16 protein-coding genes and 2 pseudogenes are annotated in these 20497 nt (G+C 55.1%); 12 read left to right on the top strand and 6 right to left on the bottom strand.

Annotated features, from left to right (window positions below; translation table 11 throughout):
* Positions 1 to 167 precede the first annotated feature (167 nt).
* Positions 168 to 410 carry a WGR domain-containing protein gene (locus V1T76_RS28605; RefSeq protein ID WP_330564072.1) on the top strand — a complete coding sequence of 81 codons (243 nt, stop codon included), beginning with the start codon at positions 168 to 170 and terminating at the stop codon, positions 408 to 410.
* Between the two features lie 66 nt (positions 411 to 476).
* Here the strand turns inward: V1T76_RS28605 and V1T76_RS28610 are convergent, their stop codons facing one another.
* Both V1T76_RS28610 and V1T76_RS28615 read right to left on the bottom strand, forming a co-directional pair.
* The gene (locus V1T76_RS28610; RefSeq protein WP_330564073.1) at positions 477 to 974 is read right to left on the bottom strand and encodes a DUF1612 domain-containing protein; all 498 of its coding nucleotides are present in this window, start codon (positions 972 to 974) and stop codon (positions 477 to 479) included.
* A gap of 2 nt (positions 975 to 976) precedes the next feature.
* Positions 977 to 1633, bottom strand: a complete 657-nt coding sequence (locus V1T76_RS28615) for a hypothetical protein (protein WP_330564074.1) — start codon at positions 1631 to 1633, stop codon at positions 977 to 979.
* Between the two features lie 179 nt (positions 1634 to 1812).
* Between V1T76_RS28615 and V1T76_RS28620 the strand changes: the two genes are divergently transcribed.
* Both V1T76_RS28620 and V1T76_RS28625 read left to right on the top strand, forming a co-directional pair.
* Entirely contained in the window at positions 1813 to 3042 is a 1230-nt protein-coding gene (locus V1T76_RS28620) for a tyrosine-type recombinase/integrase (RefSeq protein ID WP_330564075.1), read from the top strand.
* Positions 3043 to 3610: 568 nt separating this feature from the next.
* Positions 3611 to 4633: a nucleotidyltransferase family protein gene (locus tag V1T76_RS28625; RefSeq protein ID WP_330564076.1), complete on the top strand. Its 1023-nt coding sequence runs from the start codon at positions 3611 to 3613 to the stop codon at positions 4631 to 4633.
* A 138-nt stretch (positions 4634 to 4771) separates the two neighbouring features.
* Here V1T76_RS28625 and V1T76_RS28630 read toward each other — a convergent pair whose 3' ends face one another.
* The 4 genes and pseudogenes from V1T76_RS28630 to V1T76_RS29080 form a co-directional block, all read right to left on the bottom strand.
* Entirely contained in the window at positions 4772 to 5116 is a 345-nt protein-coding gene (locus V1T76_RS28630; RefSeq protein ID WP_330564077.1) for a type II toxin-antitoxin system RelE/ParE family toxin, read from the bottom strand.
* Positions 5103 to 5378, bottom strand: a complete 276-nt coding sequence (locus V1T76_RS28635) for a ribbon-helix-helix domain-containing protein (protein ID WP_330564078.1) — start codon at positions 5376 to 5378, stop codon at positions 5103 to 5105. The genes V1T76_RS28630 and V1T76_RS28635 overlap by 14 nt, the downstream gene beginning before the upstream one ends.
* A 126-nt stretch (positions 5379 to 5504) precedes the next feature.
* Positions 5505 to 5954: a MucR family transcriptional regulator gene (locus V1T76_RS28640; RefSeq protein ID WP_330564079.1), complete on the bottom strand. Its 450-nt coding sequence runs from the start codon at positions 5952 to 5954 to the stop codon at positions 5505 to 5507.
* Between the two features lie 194 nt (positions 5955 to 6148).
* Positions 6149 to 6397, bottom strand: a pseudogene (locus V1T76_RS29080) (transposase); the annotation flags it as partial.
* 439 nt (positions 6398 to 6836) lie between these two features.
* Here V1T76_RS29080 and V1T76_RS28645 point away from each other — a divergent pair.
* From V1T76_RS28645 to V1T76_RS28685, 9 genes and pseudogenes are all read left to right on the top strand, one after another.
* A complete protein-coding gene (locus tag V1T76_RS28645; protein WP_330564080.1) occupies positions 6837 to 7715 on the top strand; it encodes a hypothetical protein in 879 nt (292 codons plus the stop codon).
* Positions 7716 to 8336: 621 nt separating this feature from the next.
* Positions 8337 to 8630: a hypothetical protein gene (locus V1T76_RS28650; protein WP_330564081.1), complete on the top strand. Its 294-nt coding sequence runs from the start codon at positions 8337 to 8339 to the stop codon at positions 8628 to 8630.
* Positions 8631 to 8652: 22 nt separating this feature from the next.
* Positions 8653 to 8793 (top strand): hypothetical protein, encoded by a 141-nt coding sequence (locus V1T76_RS28655; RefSeq protein WP_330564082.1) that lies wholly within the window; start codon positions 8653 to 8655, stop codon positions 8791 to 8793.
* Between the two features lie 947 nt (positions 8794 to 9740).
* Positions 9741 to 10607 carry a DUF932 domain-containing protein gene (locus tag V1T76_RS28660; protein ID WP_330564083.1) on the top strand — a complete coding sequence of 289 codons (867 nt, stop codon included), beginning with the start codon at positions 9741 to 9743 and terminating at the stop codon, positions 10605 to 10607.
* A gap of 2252 nt (positions 10608 to 12859) precedes the next feature.
* Positions 12860 to 14086 (top strand): plasmid partitioning protein RepA, encoded by a 1227-nt coding sequence (repA, locus tag V1T76_RS28665; RefSeq protein WP_148581930.1) that lies wholly within the window; start codon positions 12860 to 12862, stop codon positions 14084 to 14086.
* Positions 14083 to 15069 carry a plasmid partitioning protein RepB gene (gene repB / locus V1T76_RS28670; RefSeq protein ID WP_330564084.1) on the top strand — a complete coding sequence of 329 codons (987 nt, stop codon included), beginning with the start codon at positions 14083 to 14085 and terminating at the stop codon, positions 15067 to 15069. The genes repA and repB overlap by 4 nt, the downstream gene beginning before the upstream one ends.
* 283 nt (positions 15070 to 15352) lie before the next feature.
* Complete coding sequence (repC, locus tag V1T76_RS28675) at positions 15353 to 16612, top strand: plasmid replication protein RepC (RefSeq protein WP_330564085.1); 1260 nt, start codon at positions 15353 to 15355, stop codon at positions 16610 to 16612.
* Between the two features lie 785 nt (positions 16613 to 17397).
* Positions 17398 to 18528 (top strand): annotated as a pseudogene (locus V1T76_RS28680) (IS3 family transposase).
* A gap of 225 nt (positions 18529 to 18753) precedes the next feature.
* Positions 18754 to 20497, top strand: a 1744-nt coding sequence (locus V1T76_RS28685) for a calcium-binding protein (RefSeq protein WP_330564086.1), incomplete at its 3' end; no start/stop codon positions are given.

Genomic DNA, 20497 nt, shown 5'->3' on the forward strand with positions numbered 1-20497 from the left:
AGTCCACGTTGAAGCGAACCCGCGCTCTGGTCACGCAAGGACGGCTTTGATTGTCACGACTGCGTGGCTGGGTATCTATTCCAACCATCGCAGTAATGAATCCGTTCCTACGCATCGATTCCAATGATTCATTGGACCGCAGTTCGGCGATCTTCGACACTGCGGTCATGGAACCAGATGACGATCTCCTTCTCCTCAAACGCGTGGACCCGGGCCGGAACATGAACCGGTTCTACCACCTGTCGGTCGAGCGCACCCTGTTCGGCGGATTTGCCGTTCGCCGGACATGGGGACGCCTGGGCACCTGGGGTCGAACGCGGCTTGATCTGTTTGCGGATGTGTCATCGGCTCTGGCGCATCAGCAGAAGCTGGCGGCACTAAAGCATAAGCGCGGGTATCGCCCGGAATGAGGCTGTGGCGTTGTGCCTGATCCCTGTTCCATGGGATCTTCCTCGGGAAGATCACTCAATCAGACGTCACAGGATACCCCAGGCCCTGTATCTGTCTCGGCCTGTAAGCTCGCGGGGGAGCGCGGGGCCGAGTTGGCGGATCATGCGGTCGACGGCGGCGGCGGTGACGCCGAGGTCCTGGCGGGCCATGGGAATGGTCACCAGGGGGCGGGACAGGAACATCCGGGCAAACTCCGGCAGCCTGGAGTGGCTTCGGCAAGACTGGCAATGGCGTGCCAATTGCTCCTGGGCAATCGATAGCCGGTCCAGCTGATCCATGGTTTCCTGGGCGGCTTTTTCAAAACCGGACAGCAAGCCGGCGATACGCACCTGGAACGTGTCCTTGCGGCGCCAGCGAAAGGGCGACTTTCGCAATCCCGCTGACAGGCTCGGCAAATGAGACGTGGTCACCTGTGCTTTCAGGAAGACAGCCGACAGCAGGCGGCCAAGTTCCGGCCATCCGTCCAGCGGCTGCAGCACCTGCCATGCATCAAGCAAAATCGCCGCCGCCAGAACGGGCGGCAATTTCAGGACTTCAGCTTCCTTTTGGACAGTGAGCCAGTCGTCCAGACGGTCACCCCGTTCCGAAAACCGAGAGAAGTGTACGGACGGTATGTCTCCGGATTGGCGGGACGAGACAGGTCTTTCCGGGACGGTACCCTGTGCCAGCTGTCTGGAGCGTTCCAGAACGGCGTCGATTTCGGCAAAGAGATTCTTTTCCGTGTCGGCAGTGTCCTGTTGGCGCGAGGCTGAGGCGGCAGGTCCCCTCCCCTCCCCTCCCCCGAGTTTCTGATTGTCGTCGTCTCGAACTCGGTGTCTTCTGTCGGCCGACCCACAAGTGCCAGTAGACCGTCGCGGCTCAAGACACTGTCCGGGGTTTGCCGGTCGACCCGTCTGCGGAGCGCCAGGAACCTGGCAGCCCGGGTCAATTCGTGGGTGGGTGCGCGTCTGTCGGTGCCGGCGTCGTGCAGGACAAGGTCCTCCAGATGAACGAGGTCTCCATCGAGGGCCATGGAGGCACATGTCTCAAACAGGTGGGACCGGCTGCGCACGCCGTCTTCCAGCGCATGTGTCCGGCGCAATCTCTCGTCGGCTCGGGTCAGTGACCGGCTGGCGCGATCGAGCGGGTCGGCCAGATCGAGCCAATCCAGTGATTTCAGGGACTTGTGGAGATCGTAAACCATTGACATCGGCTGATAATATTTCATTAACGATAATCAACAAGCAAAAAAGTATCATCACATGGATATCTTCGAGAGTCAGATTATAAGCAGTGATAAGAACCTATTATCGATGATTAGACTTTTGCGAGGCCGCATGCCAGAATGAAGGCTCCGGTCCATCCTTTCGAGCCTGACAGCCCATGCCCAATCGTTCCCTTCCCTCCCCTTCCGCATCCCTTGACGAAAGCGCAGCGCGCAAGACGGAAGCGTTGGATTCGCTTGCCGCCATACTGCCGGCCCTTGCCGGTCCGGATCGCACCGATCAGCTGGTGGCCTTGCTCAGCGAGGAGGACATCGCCACCCTGCGCCACCTGGCACGGGAAGGCATTGGCGAAAATTCCCTCAGGGCCCTCACCTCCGATTGTTCCTATCTGGAAGGTTGGTGCCTGGCGGCCACGGGAGAGCCCCTGCCCTGGCCGGCGCCGGTGCCGCTGATCCTGAAGTTTATCGCACATCACCTGTGGGACCCGGAACGGCGGAAAATCGATCCAGCCCATGGCATGCCTGAGAACGTTGCCCTTGCTCTGGAGGATTTGAAGCTTCTCAGAAAGGCAAAGGGGGACGGCGCGCACCGGTCCCCTCACGCGCTCGCAACAGTTCAAAGGCGGCTTGCCTCCTGGTCGACCTTGCATCGCTGGCGCGGACTTGAAGCTGCCTTCTCTGCCCCCGACGTGCGCTCGGCCCTGCGACTGGCCAGCCGCGTTGCCGGCCGGCCAAAGGCGCGAAAAAGCCGGCGGGCGGTGACCGCGGATCTGCTGGAGCGATTGCTTGCGACCTGCAACGGGTCGGATCTTGCCGCACCCTCTCTTGCAGATCTGCGCGACAAGGCGCTTTTGCTGGCAGGCTTTGCGTCCGGTGGGCGGCGGCGGTCCGAACTCGCTGGTTTGCGCCTCAGCCAGGTTGTCTGGGAAGATCCCCTGCCCGCCGATCCCGCCGACCCAGACAGTCCCCTGCTGCCGGCAGCGAGCCTGCGGCTTGGACGCACCAAGACCGAAGACGCTTCCGACGACAACGCGGTGCTGCTGATCGGGCGTCCGGTCGAGGCGCTGAGAACCTGGCTGGAAGCGGCAGATATCGACGAGGGCGCGGTCTTCCGGGCGATCGATCGCTGGGGCAATGTCAAGGCGCGCGGTCTCACGCCCCAATCGGTCAATTCAATCGTGAAAAGCCGTTGCGTTCTGGCCGGGCTCGACCCGGTGGAGTTTTCCGCCCATGGACTGCGCTCCGGTTTCCTGACCGAGGCCGCCAACCGCGATATCCCCATTCAGGACGCCATGCAGCAGTCCCGCCACCGCTCCCTCGCCCAGGCCTCCAGCTATTACAATGATGCGGGACGGAGCAGACGCCGGTCTGCCAGAATGCTCGGGTGAAATACGGATCTACGTCGATCTGGCCGGATGTTGAACGACATCCGACCAGTTCTATTTGCTGCAATGAATGCACGGACCCATCGACCGTTAAAATCAATTAAATAAAGATTTATTTTACATCGTTACGTAGGGAGAGAAAAGAAACCGTTGGTTGAGAGTGAATTAAACCGACGCGTTTAATTGGCGAACTGCGAGAAAATTTAAGTAATAAAAAGATGTTATTATACGCGTAATAAGAATTTTTCCTTGTAGTTGTTTTTTTGAACTTGATAACGCCGACATGAATTTCGTCGATGTGGTGAGAGTAGAGCGGGCCGTAAATGCGGGAAATGTTACAAAGTAATCTCAAAAATGGAAAATGACGCCAATTCCTTCTCTGACGACTTTTCAGTGTTATTTATTCCTGAATATGGCGGCAGTGTTCTGCTTCATCCGAACAAGTAGATTGAAACCTATGTTTGGAAAAATTTACGTGTAAGCTTTAATTGAAACCTACCCCACAATAATTAGTTTGTGGGGTATTTTCTATGTTAGGATTACCCCACGAAAAAAGGTATGTGGGGTAAGAATGTCGGTGAGCTACCATAGCCCAATCGGTATCGCAGCCTGGACGGATCTGCGACGCTCATTGATCGACGGTGTCGTTTCGGACCTCCGGGGCGTACCGAGATCCAAAACGGTTGGCGCAAAAACCTACTGGTATGATCACTTCCGCATCGGCAACAAAACTGTCGACCGATACATCGGTGAAGACACTCCGGAACTGCGCAGCCGGTTGAACAGGCAATCTGAAATCGCGGAGGCTGCCAAGCAGGCGGATCGCGAGCGCGCCAGGTTGATGCGCGTGCTGCGGGCCGAGGGGTATCTGTTTGCGGATGTGGGATCCGGTCAGGTCGTCTCGGCAATGGCGAAGGCCGGTGTCTTTCGTCTCGGGGGAACGATCGTCGGCACGCACGCCTTTCGCAGTTATGAAGGTGAGCTTGGCGTTCGGATCGGCTTCGATCAATCGGCAACGACAGACGATATCGACATTGCGAGTTTCGAGCGCTTATCCCTCGCTCTCGCTGATACGGTCCAACCTCCGTTGGCAGAGGTTTTTTCCGAACTTCAATTTGATCCGCTGCCAACACTTGAGAGCGACAAAACCTGGCGTTGGCGACAGTCAAATCGCCAGACGCTGGTGGAATTCCTGACGCCTTCCTTTGAAGAGGATGAGGGGATCCGCGATCTTCCTGCGCTTGGGGTCAATGCACAGAGCTTACATTTCCTCAATTACCTGATTGCCGAGCCAATTCGTGTTCCCTTTCTGTATAGATCAGGAGTGTTGGTGCAGGTCCCGCGACCTGAACGTTTCGCGATCCACAAGCTGATTGTCGCCGACAGAAGACAGGGTGGACCGGACGCACTCAAAGCCCATAAGGACCGTGCACAGGCGGCATTTCTGATCGAAGCCTTGAGCGAAACCAGACCCGACGATCTGATCGAAGCTTATCAGTTGGCGAGCGAGACCGGTCCAGCGTGGCGAACGAGAATCCTGGCAAGTCTGAAGCGTATGCCGGCAACAGCCGAAGTGCTTCAGGCAATGCTCTAAGTGGGCTTGATCAGGTGGTCGGCCTCCTGCTCCGCTCCCTCGCCCGGCCTCCAGCTGTTACAATGTTGTGGGTCGGAGCAGACGTTGGTCCGTCTGAATGCTCGGGTGACCGGGTGCGGACAGGCACAAGATCGGCGGTCAGTCAGACAGCAGGCGGGTCAGCATTTTCCAGATGTGGTCCTGAGCCCCGAAGAAAATGGCGGCAACAAAGATCTTGTTGTCGGATGAATCGGCAAGAAACCACACTGCGGCCTGATCGCGGCGCACGAACCGCAGGCCCGGCAGGATGTCCGGCCGAAGCGTGCCTATGAACGGAGTTTCCGCGAGCCGATCGATGGTGGACCGGATGGACCTGACGCGCTCGGCCGCGCGTTCGAAGGCTGCGATTTGATCTTCCCCGAGATCGGCATAGGTTTGAAACAGGTGATCGAAGATCAGCTCAAAGTCGCGCTCAGCGGCGTTCGAATACTCAAGGGTCCACACGCAGGCCACGCCGCTTTCGCTCGACCATCGCTTCCACGCGGGTTTCCATTTCTGCTGCAGATACAGCAGGACCATTCGTCCTCTGTCCGATGAGTTCGCGGAGAGCCTGTGTTTCGAGGGACTCCAACTCGGTTTTCTGGCGCAGAAGCTCAAGGCCCTGCTGCAGAACCGAACTCAGGCTTGAATACTGACCGGACTCAACAAGAGAGCGCGCAAAGGCATCCTGCTGTTCGGTCAATGAAATGGAGGATTTAATGCTCACGGGTGGTCTCCTTCTACAAGAAAGTGCTACCCAGTAGCATTAAAGTCAAGATCCTCGGCACATGCAGTGTTTGACCGAACCCGCATCAAGTTCAGGCGCTTCAGTTCGAGGCCTTGTCTATTAGAGCTACTTTTTAGTCGGTTTCCTGCCTTTTTGAGCTCTTTGCTGACCTAGTCCCATTTGCTTGGCCAGCTCTGAACGGGCCGCTGCATAATTTGGCGCAACCATCGGATAATCCGCCGGAAGGTTCCATTTGGCCCGGTATTCTTCCGGCGTCAGGTCGTAGTGGGTCCGAAGATGCCGCTTCAGCGATTTGAACTTCTTGCCGTCTTCCAGGCAGATAATAAAATCGCCTCCGACGGACTTCTTGATCGGCACCGCCGGCACGACCTCAACAACTTCCGGCTCCTGGGTCTTCTGCGCGGCAGAAACGAGTGCTTTGTGCACGGACGCTATCAGGCCCGCCAAATCAGCAGCGGCAACCGTGTTGTTGGACACGTATGACGAAACGATATCGCTGGTGAGTTCAATACAGGCCGCCTCCAGGGCGATGTCGTTCTCTGGTGTATTGGTCATGGTTATCCTTATGGGCAGGCTCTCTTGTGGGAGAGGAGGCCAATAGTTGTTCTGATAATAATACGATGAAGCGTCTTACATGCCATTTATTATTTGTGCAATGTGACCTATACAAAGATTTCTTCGATTTTATTTCTCGAGCGGGTCGTGCGACGGACTGTCGGTTAATTTGTGCTTGAGGCCTGTCTCCCTCACTATCTGACGAACCGTTTGCCGAATTTGACGGCGAATTTGGTCTCGGCCCCGAACCACTTGCGAGGCAGCTACTTCCATTCCGCGGCCGTGTAATTGAGAACCAGATACAGCAACTTCGAGTTCAGCGCCTCGATGGCGTTCTGGGTTTAGCGGATCCGCCGTACGCTTTCGGGAGAGGCGAAGAATGGGATCAGATGGATCTATTTGCTCTGCCAGCTTAGCGCGATCGCCGGGTTAAGCTGCTCCCATCGCAGGTTTCGAACGGTTCCATGGCCCCTCACCCGGTATCGTGTCTTCCGATCCATAGATGGTCCCGGACCTCGCGCTCCCTATTGCTCCGCGCCAAGGTGGAGAAAATCTTGCCGAGAAAAGCCGGGAAACGGTGCGGGTGTTTGGCGATCAGCTTCGGGTCGACCACCTAGAGTGATCACGTGGGATATCACGACTGATTTTCGACGTGCCGGTCTGCCCCAATTTCTCCGAACCGCCGTTGTGATGATTGGTTCGGCCACCCATACCTTCCTCGTCGTGATGCCCATCAAGTTCGACGTATGAAAAGCGCATCAACAGCTTTTTGTTTAAATAATCCAACAGCCTACGTCTGCTGTGTCGCAGGTCACAGGCCCCTTCCCTTCATAGGCTTGCATGTGGTTCAAGGACATCCCGAACTTCTCGAAGAGACCTGATATGCCACTTAACTTTCAGCAATTCAGACAAGAGATCAATGAGGTCGTAGACGTCTACAGGGCGGATAATGCCTGGATTGCCCATTGGACGCGCTGGGACCAACCCAATCACATGGACTATTATATCGATGCCGCTTTCCGGCTTTACCAGACGACCGCACGGGATCAGTTGAAGATGACGATTCTCGGGGGGGCCAGTATCCGGACTTGCAAGGAACTGATCGCCAATTTCGGGATAACAGCGGCAAACGGCATTCAGGATCAGCAAACGGTCTGGATTGCACAGCAGGAAGAATACCGGCGAAGGAAAGGCAGGGGCGAGGGCCAGGGCGGGGCAAAGAGACCGGTGGTAAGAAACCCGGTAGCGGTGCAAGGCGTAGGAAGCATTCTGAGCGAAAAGGCCTGGACTCCGATTCTGAATGACGCCCTGATCATCGGTGCGGCGACGGGCCATCAGACAGTCCACATTGCGCTTGAAGCACGCGAAGCCGCCATCTGGCGTGAGTGCGAGGAAGAAGCCAGGCAATGGGAGGCCCAGAAACAGGGCATCCGGATCGATTATCCCACATGGGCCTGGCAGGAATTCATGAACCGGAATATTGGAATGCTGTGGAACCAGCACCACCAAGTTCCGAAGGTGCTGGCCCGGGAACTGATCGGACTGTCGTTTGCCGGATACAAACCGGTTTTCCGCTATCAGGAGCTCTTTTTGACGCCCAATCCCCACATGCCGGACCCCACGTTCAAACAGTATGCCAACGGCCTGAACAAATTGGGATTCCATACAAATGGTGGGCGTGCCAACATGATGAGGCACATTTCCGAGTTTCTGTTTGACGACCGGAGAGCGGTCTGCGTTCCCGGTGACGAATATATCTGAGCGGGTCAGAAGCAGCAGGACAAGGCGATCTGGCGTCACGTCTCGGCGAGGGCCCGGCTGAATCTGAACATGCATCCGGACAACACGGGGCCGCTTTCCTTCGAAAGCGGCCCCGGTTTCGAGTGCGTTCGACTAGAACAGAAATCGCTCCTTTTCGGGTATCCTAGGAACAACCGGCTGCAAGATGCTCAACGGGTACGGCTCCGATGCAACGCTTTGGATGCCCCTGCCCCCTGTTTCGGGAGCGGACCAGCCCTGACGGGCCGGGCTGATCCTCGGCAGGGGCGTTGCCCCTACGGTGAGCGGCCCAGATCCTCCGAAGCAACATGATCGCGCCGGCGCACCGGCCCGACCCCGTTCCTTTTTCAGACGTGACCCGCTCCCCTACCCCTGGAACAATGACCGGCCAGAGCCGGACTTTTGCTTGCTGAAAGGGGCTCCGCCCCCGCCAGGTCAAGGATGAACCGCTGCGCGGCCATGGCAGGGGTATCCCCACGCTCCGCAGCTGCGCCTTGTGTGTGCGGGTGATCCCCCTCCCCTGCCATGGTCCTTGACCCGGCTCCCCCGTTTCCGAGGACGCGGAAAATGAAAGGCGATACGCCGCGAACGAAGAGCACAAAAATGAACCGCACCGACTGGAAGAAACTCTATCGACAAATCAGGGCAAGCGAGGAGCCGGAGGCCGTCAACGCCAACGGGCGGAAATACTATGTCGGAAAAATGGGCGTGAAGCCGGTTACTGGCCGGGCCGTCCTGTTCTCCCTGTTCGGCTCTTGCCGGATGCTTGAGGGGTGTTCGTCCCGCCTTGGACTTCTGCGGAGCGCGCGTACGTACCGGCTGGAATTGCAAGAAGCTGTTCGGCTCGAAATCTCGATTTTCGGTCAAGCCAGTCAACCCGGCTTTGCGTTCCGCTAATCCATCGACAGGAGGTTTCGACATGCTGAAAACGAAGACGATCCCTAGCGTCGATGCAAACGCCGCAGACTATTGGCCGTTAGTGCGCCGGAAAGCGAAATTCAACAATGCCTTGCGGCTCGCAGCTGAGCGCTTCGATAGCATCCGCGTGGGACGGATCTAAGAGGCGTGGGTGGGTGAGGTGTCCAGTATGGTGCGCTCGGTCGCCATCCAGTGCCAAATCCTCGCCGCAGACGACTATCGGGACTTTCGGGAGTTGGCCGCTGCACGCTTTGGAATGCCCGAGCTTTGCAGCAATGACGAAGTCATCCAGACAGAGGCGTTCGACGCGATCCAAGAGGCGCACGAGTCCTTGTATGGTGGGATGAGAGGTTAACCTCTCGTTAATCTATTGACCGCCAGATGTGCTATCGGTGAGCCAATCAGTTTTGAGGGCGGAAGCAGCAGCGCCGGGCAAGCGGTGCGACCGGGTGGGATGGGCTTACCCGGCTGAGGCAACAGCCTTGCTTTCAAATCGGAGGTAATGCGATGTGGTTCATACCCATTAGCGTTACCCTAGAAATGAAAAAGACCCGGACGACCTTGCAAATCGTGATCCGGGTCCAATTCACTATCTAGGAAAAGGGACGACAGGGAAACCTGTCGTCCCTTTTCCTAGAAAGATGTTAGCAGTTTCAGCCGAAAAATCAATATGAAGGCTTGCCGATAGGCCGTTGGACCGGACCAGCCCTGACGGGCCGGGCTGATCCTGGGGAGGGGCTTCGCCCCTACGGCGCGCGGCCCAGGTCCTCCAATGCAACAGGGTCGCGCCGGCCCACCGGCCCGATCGCGTTCCTTCTCCGAACCTGACCCGCGCGCCTACCCCATGAAAGATCGACCGGCAGAGAAGCCGGGCTTTTCTCTTGAAAGTAGGGGCTCCGCCCCCCGTTAGATCAAGGATAAACCGCTGCGCGGCCTCCTGCGGGGTGTCCCCACGCTCCGCGGCTCTCGCCTTGTGCGCGCGGGTGATCCCCCTCCCCGCTTCCGGTCCTTGATCCGCCGCCCCCGTTTCCGACGACGCGGAAAATGAAACGAACCACCCCGGCCAAGTCAGGAAACAGGAGCAAACCAATGAACTCAGTATATGCCAGCACCGCACGCTTTGATTCCGCCCGCGCTCTCAGCGAAGACGAAATGCGCCGGAGCGCTCCGTCTATCTTCGCAGTCTCAGCCCATGAGAGCCGTTCCGAACGTTTCCAGCCGATCCCTACCATCGAAGTTCTGCGTGCGCTGACAGACGAAGGATTCATGCCGGTTGGTGTGAAGCAAGGCCGCACCCGCGATGCCAGCAAGAAGGACTTCACCAAGCATCTGATCCGGCTTCGCCGCCTCGACCACGATGCCAAGTTTTGTGTTGGTGATACCGTTTGCGAAATCCTGCTCAAGAACGCAAATGACGGAACGTCCGCGTTCGACATCATGGCCGGGTTGTTCCGCATCCGGTGCCTAAATTCCCTTGTCGCCCAGACCTCCACCCTCGAAAGCGTGAAGGTTCGTCACAGCGGCGACGTGCGGCACAAGGTGATTGACGGCACGTTCCGTGTGTTGAAGGAAGCGGAAAAGGCCCTTGCCGCGCCAGCCGATTGGAGCGGCCTGATCCTCGACCGTGACGAAAAGCAGGTGTTTGCGGAGGCTGCGCACATTGCCCGCTTCGGAGACAACGAAGGGGAAACCGCGACCCACATTCAGCCGAGCCAGCTTTTGAACACCCGCCGCACGGGCGACCGGGAAAACGACCTCTGGACAACTTTTAACGTCGTTCAGGAAAACGCCATCCGGGGCGGCTTGGAGGCACGTTTCCGCGATGAACATGGCCGCCTTCGCCGCTCCACCTCCCGAGCGGTCAAAGGCATCGATCAGGATGTGAAACTGAACAAGGCCCTTTGGACGCTTTCTGAAAAGATGGCGGACCTGAAAGGCTTGAGAGCCGCAGCCTAACGCGCAAAGCACTGGCGGCAGGAACACTGCCGCCAGTCTGCACATTTCGAAATTGAGGATCGCCGCTGCTGGACCGGACCAGCCCTGACGGGCCGGGCTGATCCTGGGGAGGGGCGTTACCCGTACGGTAGTGGGTTCAATTTCGTATAAGCACATTTGTATAATTGGCGAAAACAAAGCCGTATTGAGCTTGAATTAGTCGGGCCTGCGAAGCTTTTGGGTGCACTGGCTTTCATTCAGTCGCGCTGATCAAGCTTATCAGCTGATAAGTTTTTGCAGACAAGGCCTCTTGCTCGTGTCCCAAGTGGTGCTCAGCAAAATGCAATCTCTTGCCTATTTGTCGAAGTGTTTGAGCAACCCGGTCACGGCACGCAGTAGGCGCGGTTCTCAAGTCCGGCGAACTCCCGAACCGCAAGCCTCATGTGCCGTCTCTTGGGGTTGCTTCAAAGTAGCAGTAGCGAACATGACGGCATGATGTATTTTAAAGTGCGCTTCGCGATTGTTTGGGGGGCTTATCAATTGATAAGTCGCCTTAGCTGCATGATCGAACGCAACAAGCCTGCGCCCCACTAGATCGAATTTGCATGAGCGCCGTCCTCAATATTTCCAGTAAACACTAGGATATTGCGGTGCTTGTGGATGGATTGCGATATTAGGAACCAACAACAGCGGATCAAAACGAATACGTTGGATTATGCCGGCCGCTTAGAAAAGCGCGAGGGCATGCTCGCGAACAGAACATAGAAACAGGGTGAAGCGCCTGTTACTTGCCACGGGTAGTAAATCTTGTCTGCAAGCGCGCCTTCAATCGGCTCGTGAATATCCCTCTTACGGCTATTCGCTCTCAGCCCCCCCCACTTTTCAATGGCAGCCGAAAGTATTGCCAGTGTTGCGTCGTGAACGGATTTATCCACCTTGCCGGTCGACAAGCCGTGCTGGCGGCAAGGCAGGCAGCCTGATCCGCATCCGTGCCCTGGCCAAGGGCCTCGACAAAAGACTTAATTGGGTCTTCCCCTATTTCAGTCTCGGGAGAAGCATAGGCAAGCGCCATAGCGCGTGCCGTTGCCACCACAAGAGCGACGGAATGGAGCCAGGTGGCTTCTCATCTGGAAAGGCGGGAAAATGAAATGTCGGCACTTTACAGTCGATACGTCCTTGCAAGCATTCCACCAGTCGACCCGGCCATGGAACTCATCCGCTTTGACTGTCATTTTCTTGATTCAGCCAACTGCAGCCGGCTTGTCGTTTTTCGAGATGTAATGGACGTGGTCGACAGGACTGTCGATGCCGTCGGGGTTGAACCTGGCAGCAGACGCCTCGGCGTGGAAAATGCAAAAGCGCCCGTCGCGGGTTGTTACCTTGCCGACCGGAAGGATCTTGATGCATTTCGGAGCGTTAGTCGTGCTAATGTCTGTGCCGGTGGGGCGGTGCTGCCGTGGCGATTTCGGTGGTCAAGGCACCGTGGGCAATGCCAGAAGAAGAGGCAGTCTGCTTCGTCATGTTGCCAAGCTAGGCTGGCGCGCACACGCAAGGGGGCTGACATCTAACAGCTGCTGCACCAGAATAAAATTTTAACCGGCGCTAAGTAGGCGTGAGAGCCCTCGCACTTAATTTCGGGGGAAGGGGGTACACATGGCCTGCGGCGGCTTCGTGTGCTTGGTCATGCGGCCGCGAGGACTCACGTCCACCCGCCAACTTTTTCCCTTTCTGTCCATTTCTCCGTTTGCATCTCGTTGACCTGATAGAGCGTGTGTAGTCGCAGGAAGCCATTCGGCAGCGTGTTTGATGATCGGAGATATCGAAGCTCCTGCCGTAGGCAAGCAAGGGCGACTCACTGCGGGATCCAGATGAACACCGGCCAAAGAATCAGCTTGGCCACCAATCGCAGAGAGCAAATAAGAGCTTAGTAGGCTCAAGCTGTGGAATTCGTACGCGGCCTACGCGAGCAAACGAGTGACTTGTCGGCAATTTGGTAGAGAAATCGATCTGGCATATTGTTCGACAATAACACTCGAAGGTATCAGGCAATCTTTTGTAATATCGAAAGAATTTCAGTTGCGTCTGTTATGCCACGTTGCTACGCAGGCAGGTCGGTTACCAAATATAGCATCGTTGAGCTTTCGGAGTGCCACATCTGACAAGGTCATCGTTAACCTCTCATTAACCTAATATTCCTTGCAATTTTTGGCGACTTCATTCACTCCTGACGGCAAATAGGTCACCAACAAGGTGTTTGCCGTCAGGAGTGCCGAATGGCAGTAAGCGACAATCCAGTACACATTCTTCCCAAGCCGGATACGGCAAAGAAGATTGAGGATTATACGCGCCAGCTCTCTGCAGAGTTGAATTCCATGCGTGCGCGGATGTATCCACCAGAGTCGCAAAAAGTCTTCGGGCGCACATTCTCGACCCTAGATCTGGTGAAGCTGCTGGGGATTCCGGAAAGCACTCTTAGGTCTTTGACTCTAGAAGGCAAAGGGCCCCAGCCAACTAGAACCGATAACAACAAGCGCATTTACAGCATTGAACAAGTCTGGGAACTGCGGGAGTATCTAGCGGAACAGCGGCCCGAAGACGCACTTCGCCTACTGCCGCACCGCCGGGTAGGCGAGCGCCTTCAAGTGATTGCGACGGCGAATTTCAAGGGCGGGTCCAGCAAGACAACGACCTCGGTTCATCTGGCGCATTATCTCGCCATCCAGGGATACCGTGTACTGTGCATCGATCTCGATCCACAGGCCTCGATGACCTCAACATTTGGGATCCAGCCCGAATTCGACCTCGACTCGAACGAGACCGCCTACGCTGCCCTTCGGTATGACGACGACCGCAAGGCGTTCGCAGAGATTATCCAAGCGACTTACTTCCCCGGAATTCACATCGTTCCTGGAAACCTGGAACTGATGGATTTCGAATTTGATACACCTTCCTATCTTGCGAACAACCACAGGGATGAGCTCGGACTTTTCTTCGAACGCCTGCGAAACGCGATTGCCTCTGTCGAGAGTAATTATGATGTAGTCGTTTTGGACACGCCTCCGTCGCTGGGATACTCGACACTTGCCGCTCTCTACGCAGCAACTGCACTCGTAATTACAGTCCATCCGGCGATGCTCGATGTCGCGTCGTGCAATCAGTTCCTGATCATGATTTCCGAGCTGGCTGAAACGTTGGAGGCTTTCGGGGCAAAGTTCGATCACGAATGGATACGGTTCCTGCTTACAAGAGTGAACCCAAATGACGGACCGCAAAAATACATGAGTGGCATTATCCGACGTCTCTTCGCAGAAGATGTACTGGTTGCCGAGGCCTGGGAGTCCACTGCGATCGCTGCGGGTGGCGTAGCAAAGAAGTCGCTCTACGAGTTGGAGACTGGAGAAGTGGGCAGGGACGCCTACAAGCGTGCCCGTGAGAGCTCCGACCGGGTCAATGACGAAATTCTCGACATCATCAAGCGAGTTTGGGGACGAGAGGCATGAAGAAATCCATTCTCCAGCAGATGGCTGAAGGTGAGGGGACGAGCACGGCCGAAGTCGTGCCAAAGTCGCCACGCCATCGCCGCATGGGCTCCCCGGTAGTTGGCAACGTCGGCAAGGCGCTTACGAGTCTGTCAGGTGACACAGTGCTCTCGCTGAACCCTGACAAGATAGACCCGTCTCCATTCAGCGATCGATTTCAAACAGACGCGGAAGCAACAGCAGCGCTGCAAGAATTGAAAGTGTCTATCGAGAGAGAAGGGCAGAAATTGCCCGTTCTTGTCCGCCCACATCCTAATGAAGAGGGCCGTTACCAATTAGCGTACGGCCATCGCAGGACGGCGGCTCTCCAGGAATTGCATCGAGAAGCGGACAGACCGGAAACTGTCCGAGTTCGCGCATATGTCCGTGATCTCACCGATGCCGAGTTGATCAGGGAGCAGTCTCTCGAGAACGGCGTTCGTGAAAATTTGAGCTGGATTGAACAAGCGCTCTGGGCCGTTCAGTTGAAGAACGCCGGTATCAAGCAGCGCGACATGGAACCGATCCTCGGCCAAAAGGAGACGAATATTTCGGTCCTTCTTAAGGTCGCCAATGCAATCCCGGACGATATCGTACATGCAATAGGCCGTGCAAAGGGGGTAGGGCGACCGGCATGGGTGGAGTTTTCAAAGCTGTTCGATGATCAAAAGGTAGCTGATCGCATCCGCAAGATCGTTAAGGATCGGTCCTTTCTGGAAGGGGATGGCGCGGAGCGTATGAAGCTTGCTTCTCATGCAGCAAAGGGAAGACAAAAGTCAGACTCGATGAAATCTACTCAAATCGAGATCAGGTCTGCCGGCAAGCTCTTGGGTAAGTTCAAGGAGACGACATCGTCATCGATGGTGACGTTTCCAAAAGCTGAAGCTCGTTTTGCGAGATGGCTCAGCGAGAAGCTCCCGGAGTTGCATGCTGATTTCCTTCGTCAAGATGGTGATCAGAATTAGTTTTCGGGCTTCTGGATGGCCTGGCTTTGAGAGAAAGGGGAATGCAAGAGAGCGTAGACCAAATGAAAAGGGACCATCTGGCTGCAACCAGATAGCCCCTAATTCCATGGTTCAGATGGGAAAGTCCCAACGGGAACCCTAAGCAATCCCGTTGTAGTGCATCCCGAATCACCACGCAAGAGGCTTCTCGCGTGAACGGTGGATTTCTGCCGATTTTCCAAACCTGAACCTCCCAAATTGATAGACGCCGGATGCGAAATCGCGCCGGCGAACGGAGGTTTATATGCCTACTGTTTCGAACGTCTCTTCATTCAGAAAGGTGACGCATGGGATACTTGCAAGTGCGCGTTTGGCCGCCCGGGACGATAGACCTGTAGTTTTGAAAAAGGATGTTTCGCTGGTTCTCAAGCGCGTTGCGCCGGCGCTTGGCATCGACGGAACAGCCTACCACGTGCTCGATATCCTTTTGGGGCTCGTCCAAGGCGACGACTTCAAGGCCGGTCGGCGTCCCGTCGTGGCAATCTCCAATCAGCGTCTTGCAGACTACACTCGCAAAACCACGCGCACAGTCACACGTTGCCTGAAGAAACTCGTTGAAGCGGGGATCCTCGCGTACCGTGATAGTCCCACAGGGCGTCGTTTTGTCTATCGCGGCCGGGCAGGGGAGGCCGAGCAAGCCTATGGCCTGGACTTCACCCCGGCATGTTTCAATCTGGAGGCCTTCAAGCTGCAGGCAGATGCCTTTCAGCGTCGTCTCAAGGCCGAGCAGGAAGCAAAGCGCACCATTACGCGGCTTTCACGCGCAATCGCCGACATGGCAGAAGAGGATCCTGCATCGTTTCACAACTTTTTCACGAGCGCGCAGAGTGTCGTCAAACGCGATCAGTTGACCTCGGCAGAACGGGCCGAGATGTTGCGGAGACTTTATGAAGAAGCTCTGGCCCTCTACGAAGCCAACTCCGACAAATCTAGTGATAAAATGTCATGCGCGGGTGACATTGATGTCAGCCCTATATCTATTACAACCCAAACCGACTCACTAAGAAGTAATAACGAACGGACTTGCTCTAACGAGCAAGACACTAACCTAACTACTGACAACGGCTTCGCCGTTGAAATGGCTCTTGAAAGAAAGCCTTGCGGCGGGCGCACAGAACTGCAACTGCCTAAACCGCAAGCGGCAAGGTCGGCGGGAGGCAAATTACCGGAAACAAACCTCGATGGAGTGTCCATCGGTCTTATTCGGGCAGCCTGTACCCAGGTGCAAAGTGAAATCGGGCTTTCGTTCTCCGACTGGTCACGGCTGTGTCAGGCCGCGGATCACTTGCGGATTTTGATCGGCCTCAGTCCGGCCGGCTATCAAAACGCCGTCGAACGACAGGGAAAATTCCTGGCTGCTGCTTGCCTTGTCGTCGTTGCCGAGAAAGCCTTGCGCGCTCCCGAACAAATCGCATCCCCAGGTGGATACTTCCGCGCCATGATCGACAGGGCTGGGGAGGGCAAATTGCACCTCCACAAGTCCCTGCATGGGCTGGTGTCGTGAGGTTTCAGCGACGTGATGTGCTCCCGTTAAACTCCCTCGATTTGGGTTAGAGTTTTCCGCGACGAGTTTGCTGGCTGGGAAGGAGCGGAATTGATGAAGGCATCGAAGTTTTCGGATACGCAGAAGGCGGCGAACGTAAAGCGGGGGGAAGAATCAGTTCTGGTGGCAGAGATCTGCAGTGACGCCGCGATCGGCTCCAAGCATAATTAACTGGTCAATGATATTGCTGTCTGATCGCGATTGGACCCTTGCTGCATTGCCTATGGATTTGTTTGATTGAGTTCAACGCAATTTCCTATATTACAACCAAGTGTGAAATAGAGGCGTCACACCGCCCAATATAGTTGTAGTCAATAAAATTATTGCCATGGCGATGGGAAACTTTTCTTTTTCTTCACCTGGAGAGTACCGGTTATAGAATACCGACAAAATTAACGGCAACATCCAAAAGGTCGTAAGTGTATATAGAATAACTTTTAGACCTGGATATCTTGAATTCATTATTTCTGATGAGTTTGTAAACAGTCCAAACATTATCATACCATACATAAACATCAAAAATAACATCATCAAAACAGCGAAAGAGTATAGAGTCTTGCGCAAGGCGAATAATACGAAACCCATAAATGTAACCCCACAACCGAACATAATGTCATGAACTTCGAAGGATCATCCAATCATAATAACGCACAATAGCCTCTCAACTGGCAGGTGCAATCCAAATTCTGAATAGCCCCTAGATTTGTAGACGCCTTCTTTCCTAAATTTGAGGCAAGGAGGCCTTCATGGGCAAAGCTAATTTCACTGAAGATTTCAAGCGCGACGCCGTGCGTCAGATCACCGAGCGTGGGTATCCGGTTTCGGAAGTGTCACAGCGGCTGGGTGTGAGCGCGCATTCTCTTTATGCGTGGCGCAAGAAGTACGCGTCGGAGACCTCCCAAAGCAGTGATCAGTCCGATGAGATCCGGCAATTGAAGCGGGAACTGGCACGGGTCACCGAGGAACGTGACATCTTAAAAAAAGCGGCCGCGTACTTCGCCAAGGATGCAAAGTGAGGTACGCGTTCGTCGCCGAGCATCGCTCCATATTTTCGGTGCGGACGATGTGCCGCTGCCTGCGCATCCATCCCAGCGGCTTCTACGCTTGGCTAAAGCATCCGCTGAGCAATCGGGCCCAAGAAGACATCCGTCAGACGCGGTTGATCGAGGAAGCTTGGAAGGAGAGCGGCAAGGTCTATGGACATCGCAAGCTTCATGACGATCTGCTGGATCAGGGTGAGGCCTGCTGCCTGAACCGCGTCGCACGACTGGCCAGGCTGGCCGGGATCAAGGCCCAGATCGGTTATCGGGGTCGTCGACCGGGCTCTTATGTCGGAAAACCGTCTGTGGTGGTCGACAACACCCTGGCCCGGCAATTCGATGTTGATGCGTCGGACACAGCCTGGGTGACCGATATCACCTTACATCAAGACCATGGAGGGCTTTGCCTATCTGGCCGTGGTCATCGACCTGTTCTCGCGTCGTATCGTTGGCTGGTCTTTGCAAAATAGGCAGACAACCGAGCTTGTCCTCCAGGCTCTGCACATGGCCGTGTGGCGAAGAAAACCTCGGAACATGGTGCTCATCCATTCCGATCAGGGCTCCCAATTCACGAGCATGGATTGGGCCAGCTTTCTACGTCACCACAATCTGGTTCATTCCATGAGCCGACGCGGAAACTGTCATGACAATGCCGTGGCCGAGAGTTTCTTCAACCTGCTCAAACGAGAGAGAATACGGCGACGGACCTATCGAACCCGGGACGAAGCACGCCAGGATGTGTTCGACTACATCGAGATGTTCTACAATCCAACCCGCAAGCACGCCCGAAACGGCATGCTGTCGCCAGTCGACTTCGAAAACAGACATCAATCATGAACCAATAGGTGTCTACGGAACTCGGGGCTATTCAGTCCTACATAGGAAGTACTGGCTGAATTCATGAATTCTCGATATAAATAGTGGATCACCTTCAACACCGTCGTATCTTGGCTGACGTCGGCGAGATCAGACAATCTCGCCAAAGGGTTATAACAAAATTATTAGAAATATACCCTTATAAGTTAACTTCACCAAGGGTCGATTTTTTTGGGTTGCATATAAATGTCAGTTATTGGTTATCGCTCTACCTATCACCGAGATTTGCTGAGAGATGCTCACCCTGTCGTTAATCAGCCTATTACGACCGTCTTGGAAAGCGGTCTTTTGGTCACTGCATACCGTGACGGAGGTGCGTCAGCTGATGGAATTTCCGGCATAGGTGTTGTCGTTCGGGAAGCAGACGGCTCTATGGTTGCGGAGTATACTTTGGACACGCCACTTGCCGAAGGCCTTAGTTACGTTGGAGTCGAGGTATTATCCGATGACAATTGGCTTCTGCATTGGGGAGAAATTCGCAGCGAGGGAACTGCTTCTGAAATTTTCTATCAGCTATTCGATAAGACCGGAAATCTGGTAGGTAGCCGCTCCAACTTAACTCCAGCGGGAGGTGGCTGGACCGAAATAAGCAGCGCAAATGTAACCGCACTTGATGGTGGGGGACACGTTACAACCTGGCTTGAGTGGAACAATGATGCGATCCAATCAATGCAATTTGCAGTCATTGAAGGGCAGGTAGTTGCTTCGGGAACTATCCCCGCGTCAAACTGGTTCTACACGATAGCGCAGGTGAGTGGCGGTTGGACCCGATGCTGGATCGCAGGTCACGATAGTGGGCAAATTGCTTTTCAGACGTACGATGCAAACGGTTCAGTTGTGTCATCGAACAGCTTATATGCTGGTTTGTTGGTTTTCGACCTCTCATCTGCGACCCTTATTGACGGAACCGTTTTAGTCACATGGGCGGGAACAGCTTCAGACAATACTACCGATAAATATACCTATCAAATCCGGATGAACTCGGTCGGTGATATTATTTCACCCCGGCAACTTGTTAGCAGCCCCGATGGGTTCAGTGAAAATTCGAATGTTTGTGGACTTAAAGATGGTGGCTGGGTCGTTTCATGGACCGGTGCAGAGGACGGAGTTGGCGGCGCATTTTTTCAAATTTTCAACTCAGATGGATCCGAGCGTAGTGACATTGTTCGGGCGAGTGATGATGCCGGCGCTCGAGATCCTGTAGCAGTTCAAACAATTGAACTCTCTGGAGGCGGGTGGGTTGTTACTTGGCGTGAAGCATATTTCATCCGTGGAGTATGGGCGGATTATCTAAATTTCCGTGTTTACGAAGCAGATGGCACAGCGCAAGGAGACGTGGTCACAGTTTCCTATGTGATGACCGGAAGATACAGCTTTAGCTATTATGGACAGCACCATTCTGTCTCAGCAACTGACGATGACGGTTGGTTGCTGGCATGGCAGACCGCAGGTGGAATTCAGGAAAGAATTTATCATTTGTCGCGCCACTTGAAAGGGTCGACGTCTGATGACTTCCTCGAAGCTGGTGGCGGTGATGATGTACTTGTTGGGTTGGACGGCAAGGACCGCCTTGTTGGCGGAAACGGCGACGATATAATGAATGGTGGTCGTGGAGTTGACACGATGTATGGTGGGCGAGGAAACGACAACTATGTTGTTGACAACACCGCCGATAAGGTCGTTGAAGCCACCAACGAAGGAACAGATATTATTCGAAGTGCGGTGAGTTACACCCTTTCGCCTAATGTCGAGAATGGCCAGCTTCTTGGCTCTGGCAACCTTTACCTGGCGGGCAATGAACTCGACAACACGCTGCTGGGTAATGCTGGTGTCAACACACTGAACGGCCGCGCCGGTGCAGACCGGATGTTCGGCTATGGTGGCAACGACACCTACGTGGTCGACAATGCCGGGGACTTCGTTGGCGAAG

The organism is Roseibium sp. FZY0029, from assembly GCF_036350355.1.
Lineage (GTDB): Bacteria > Pseudomonadota > Alphaproteobacteria > Rhizobiales > Stappiaceae > Roseibium.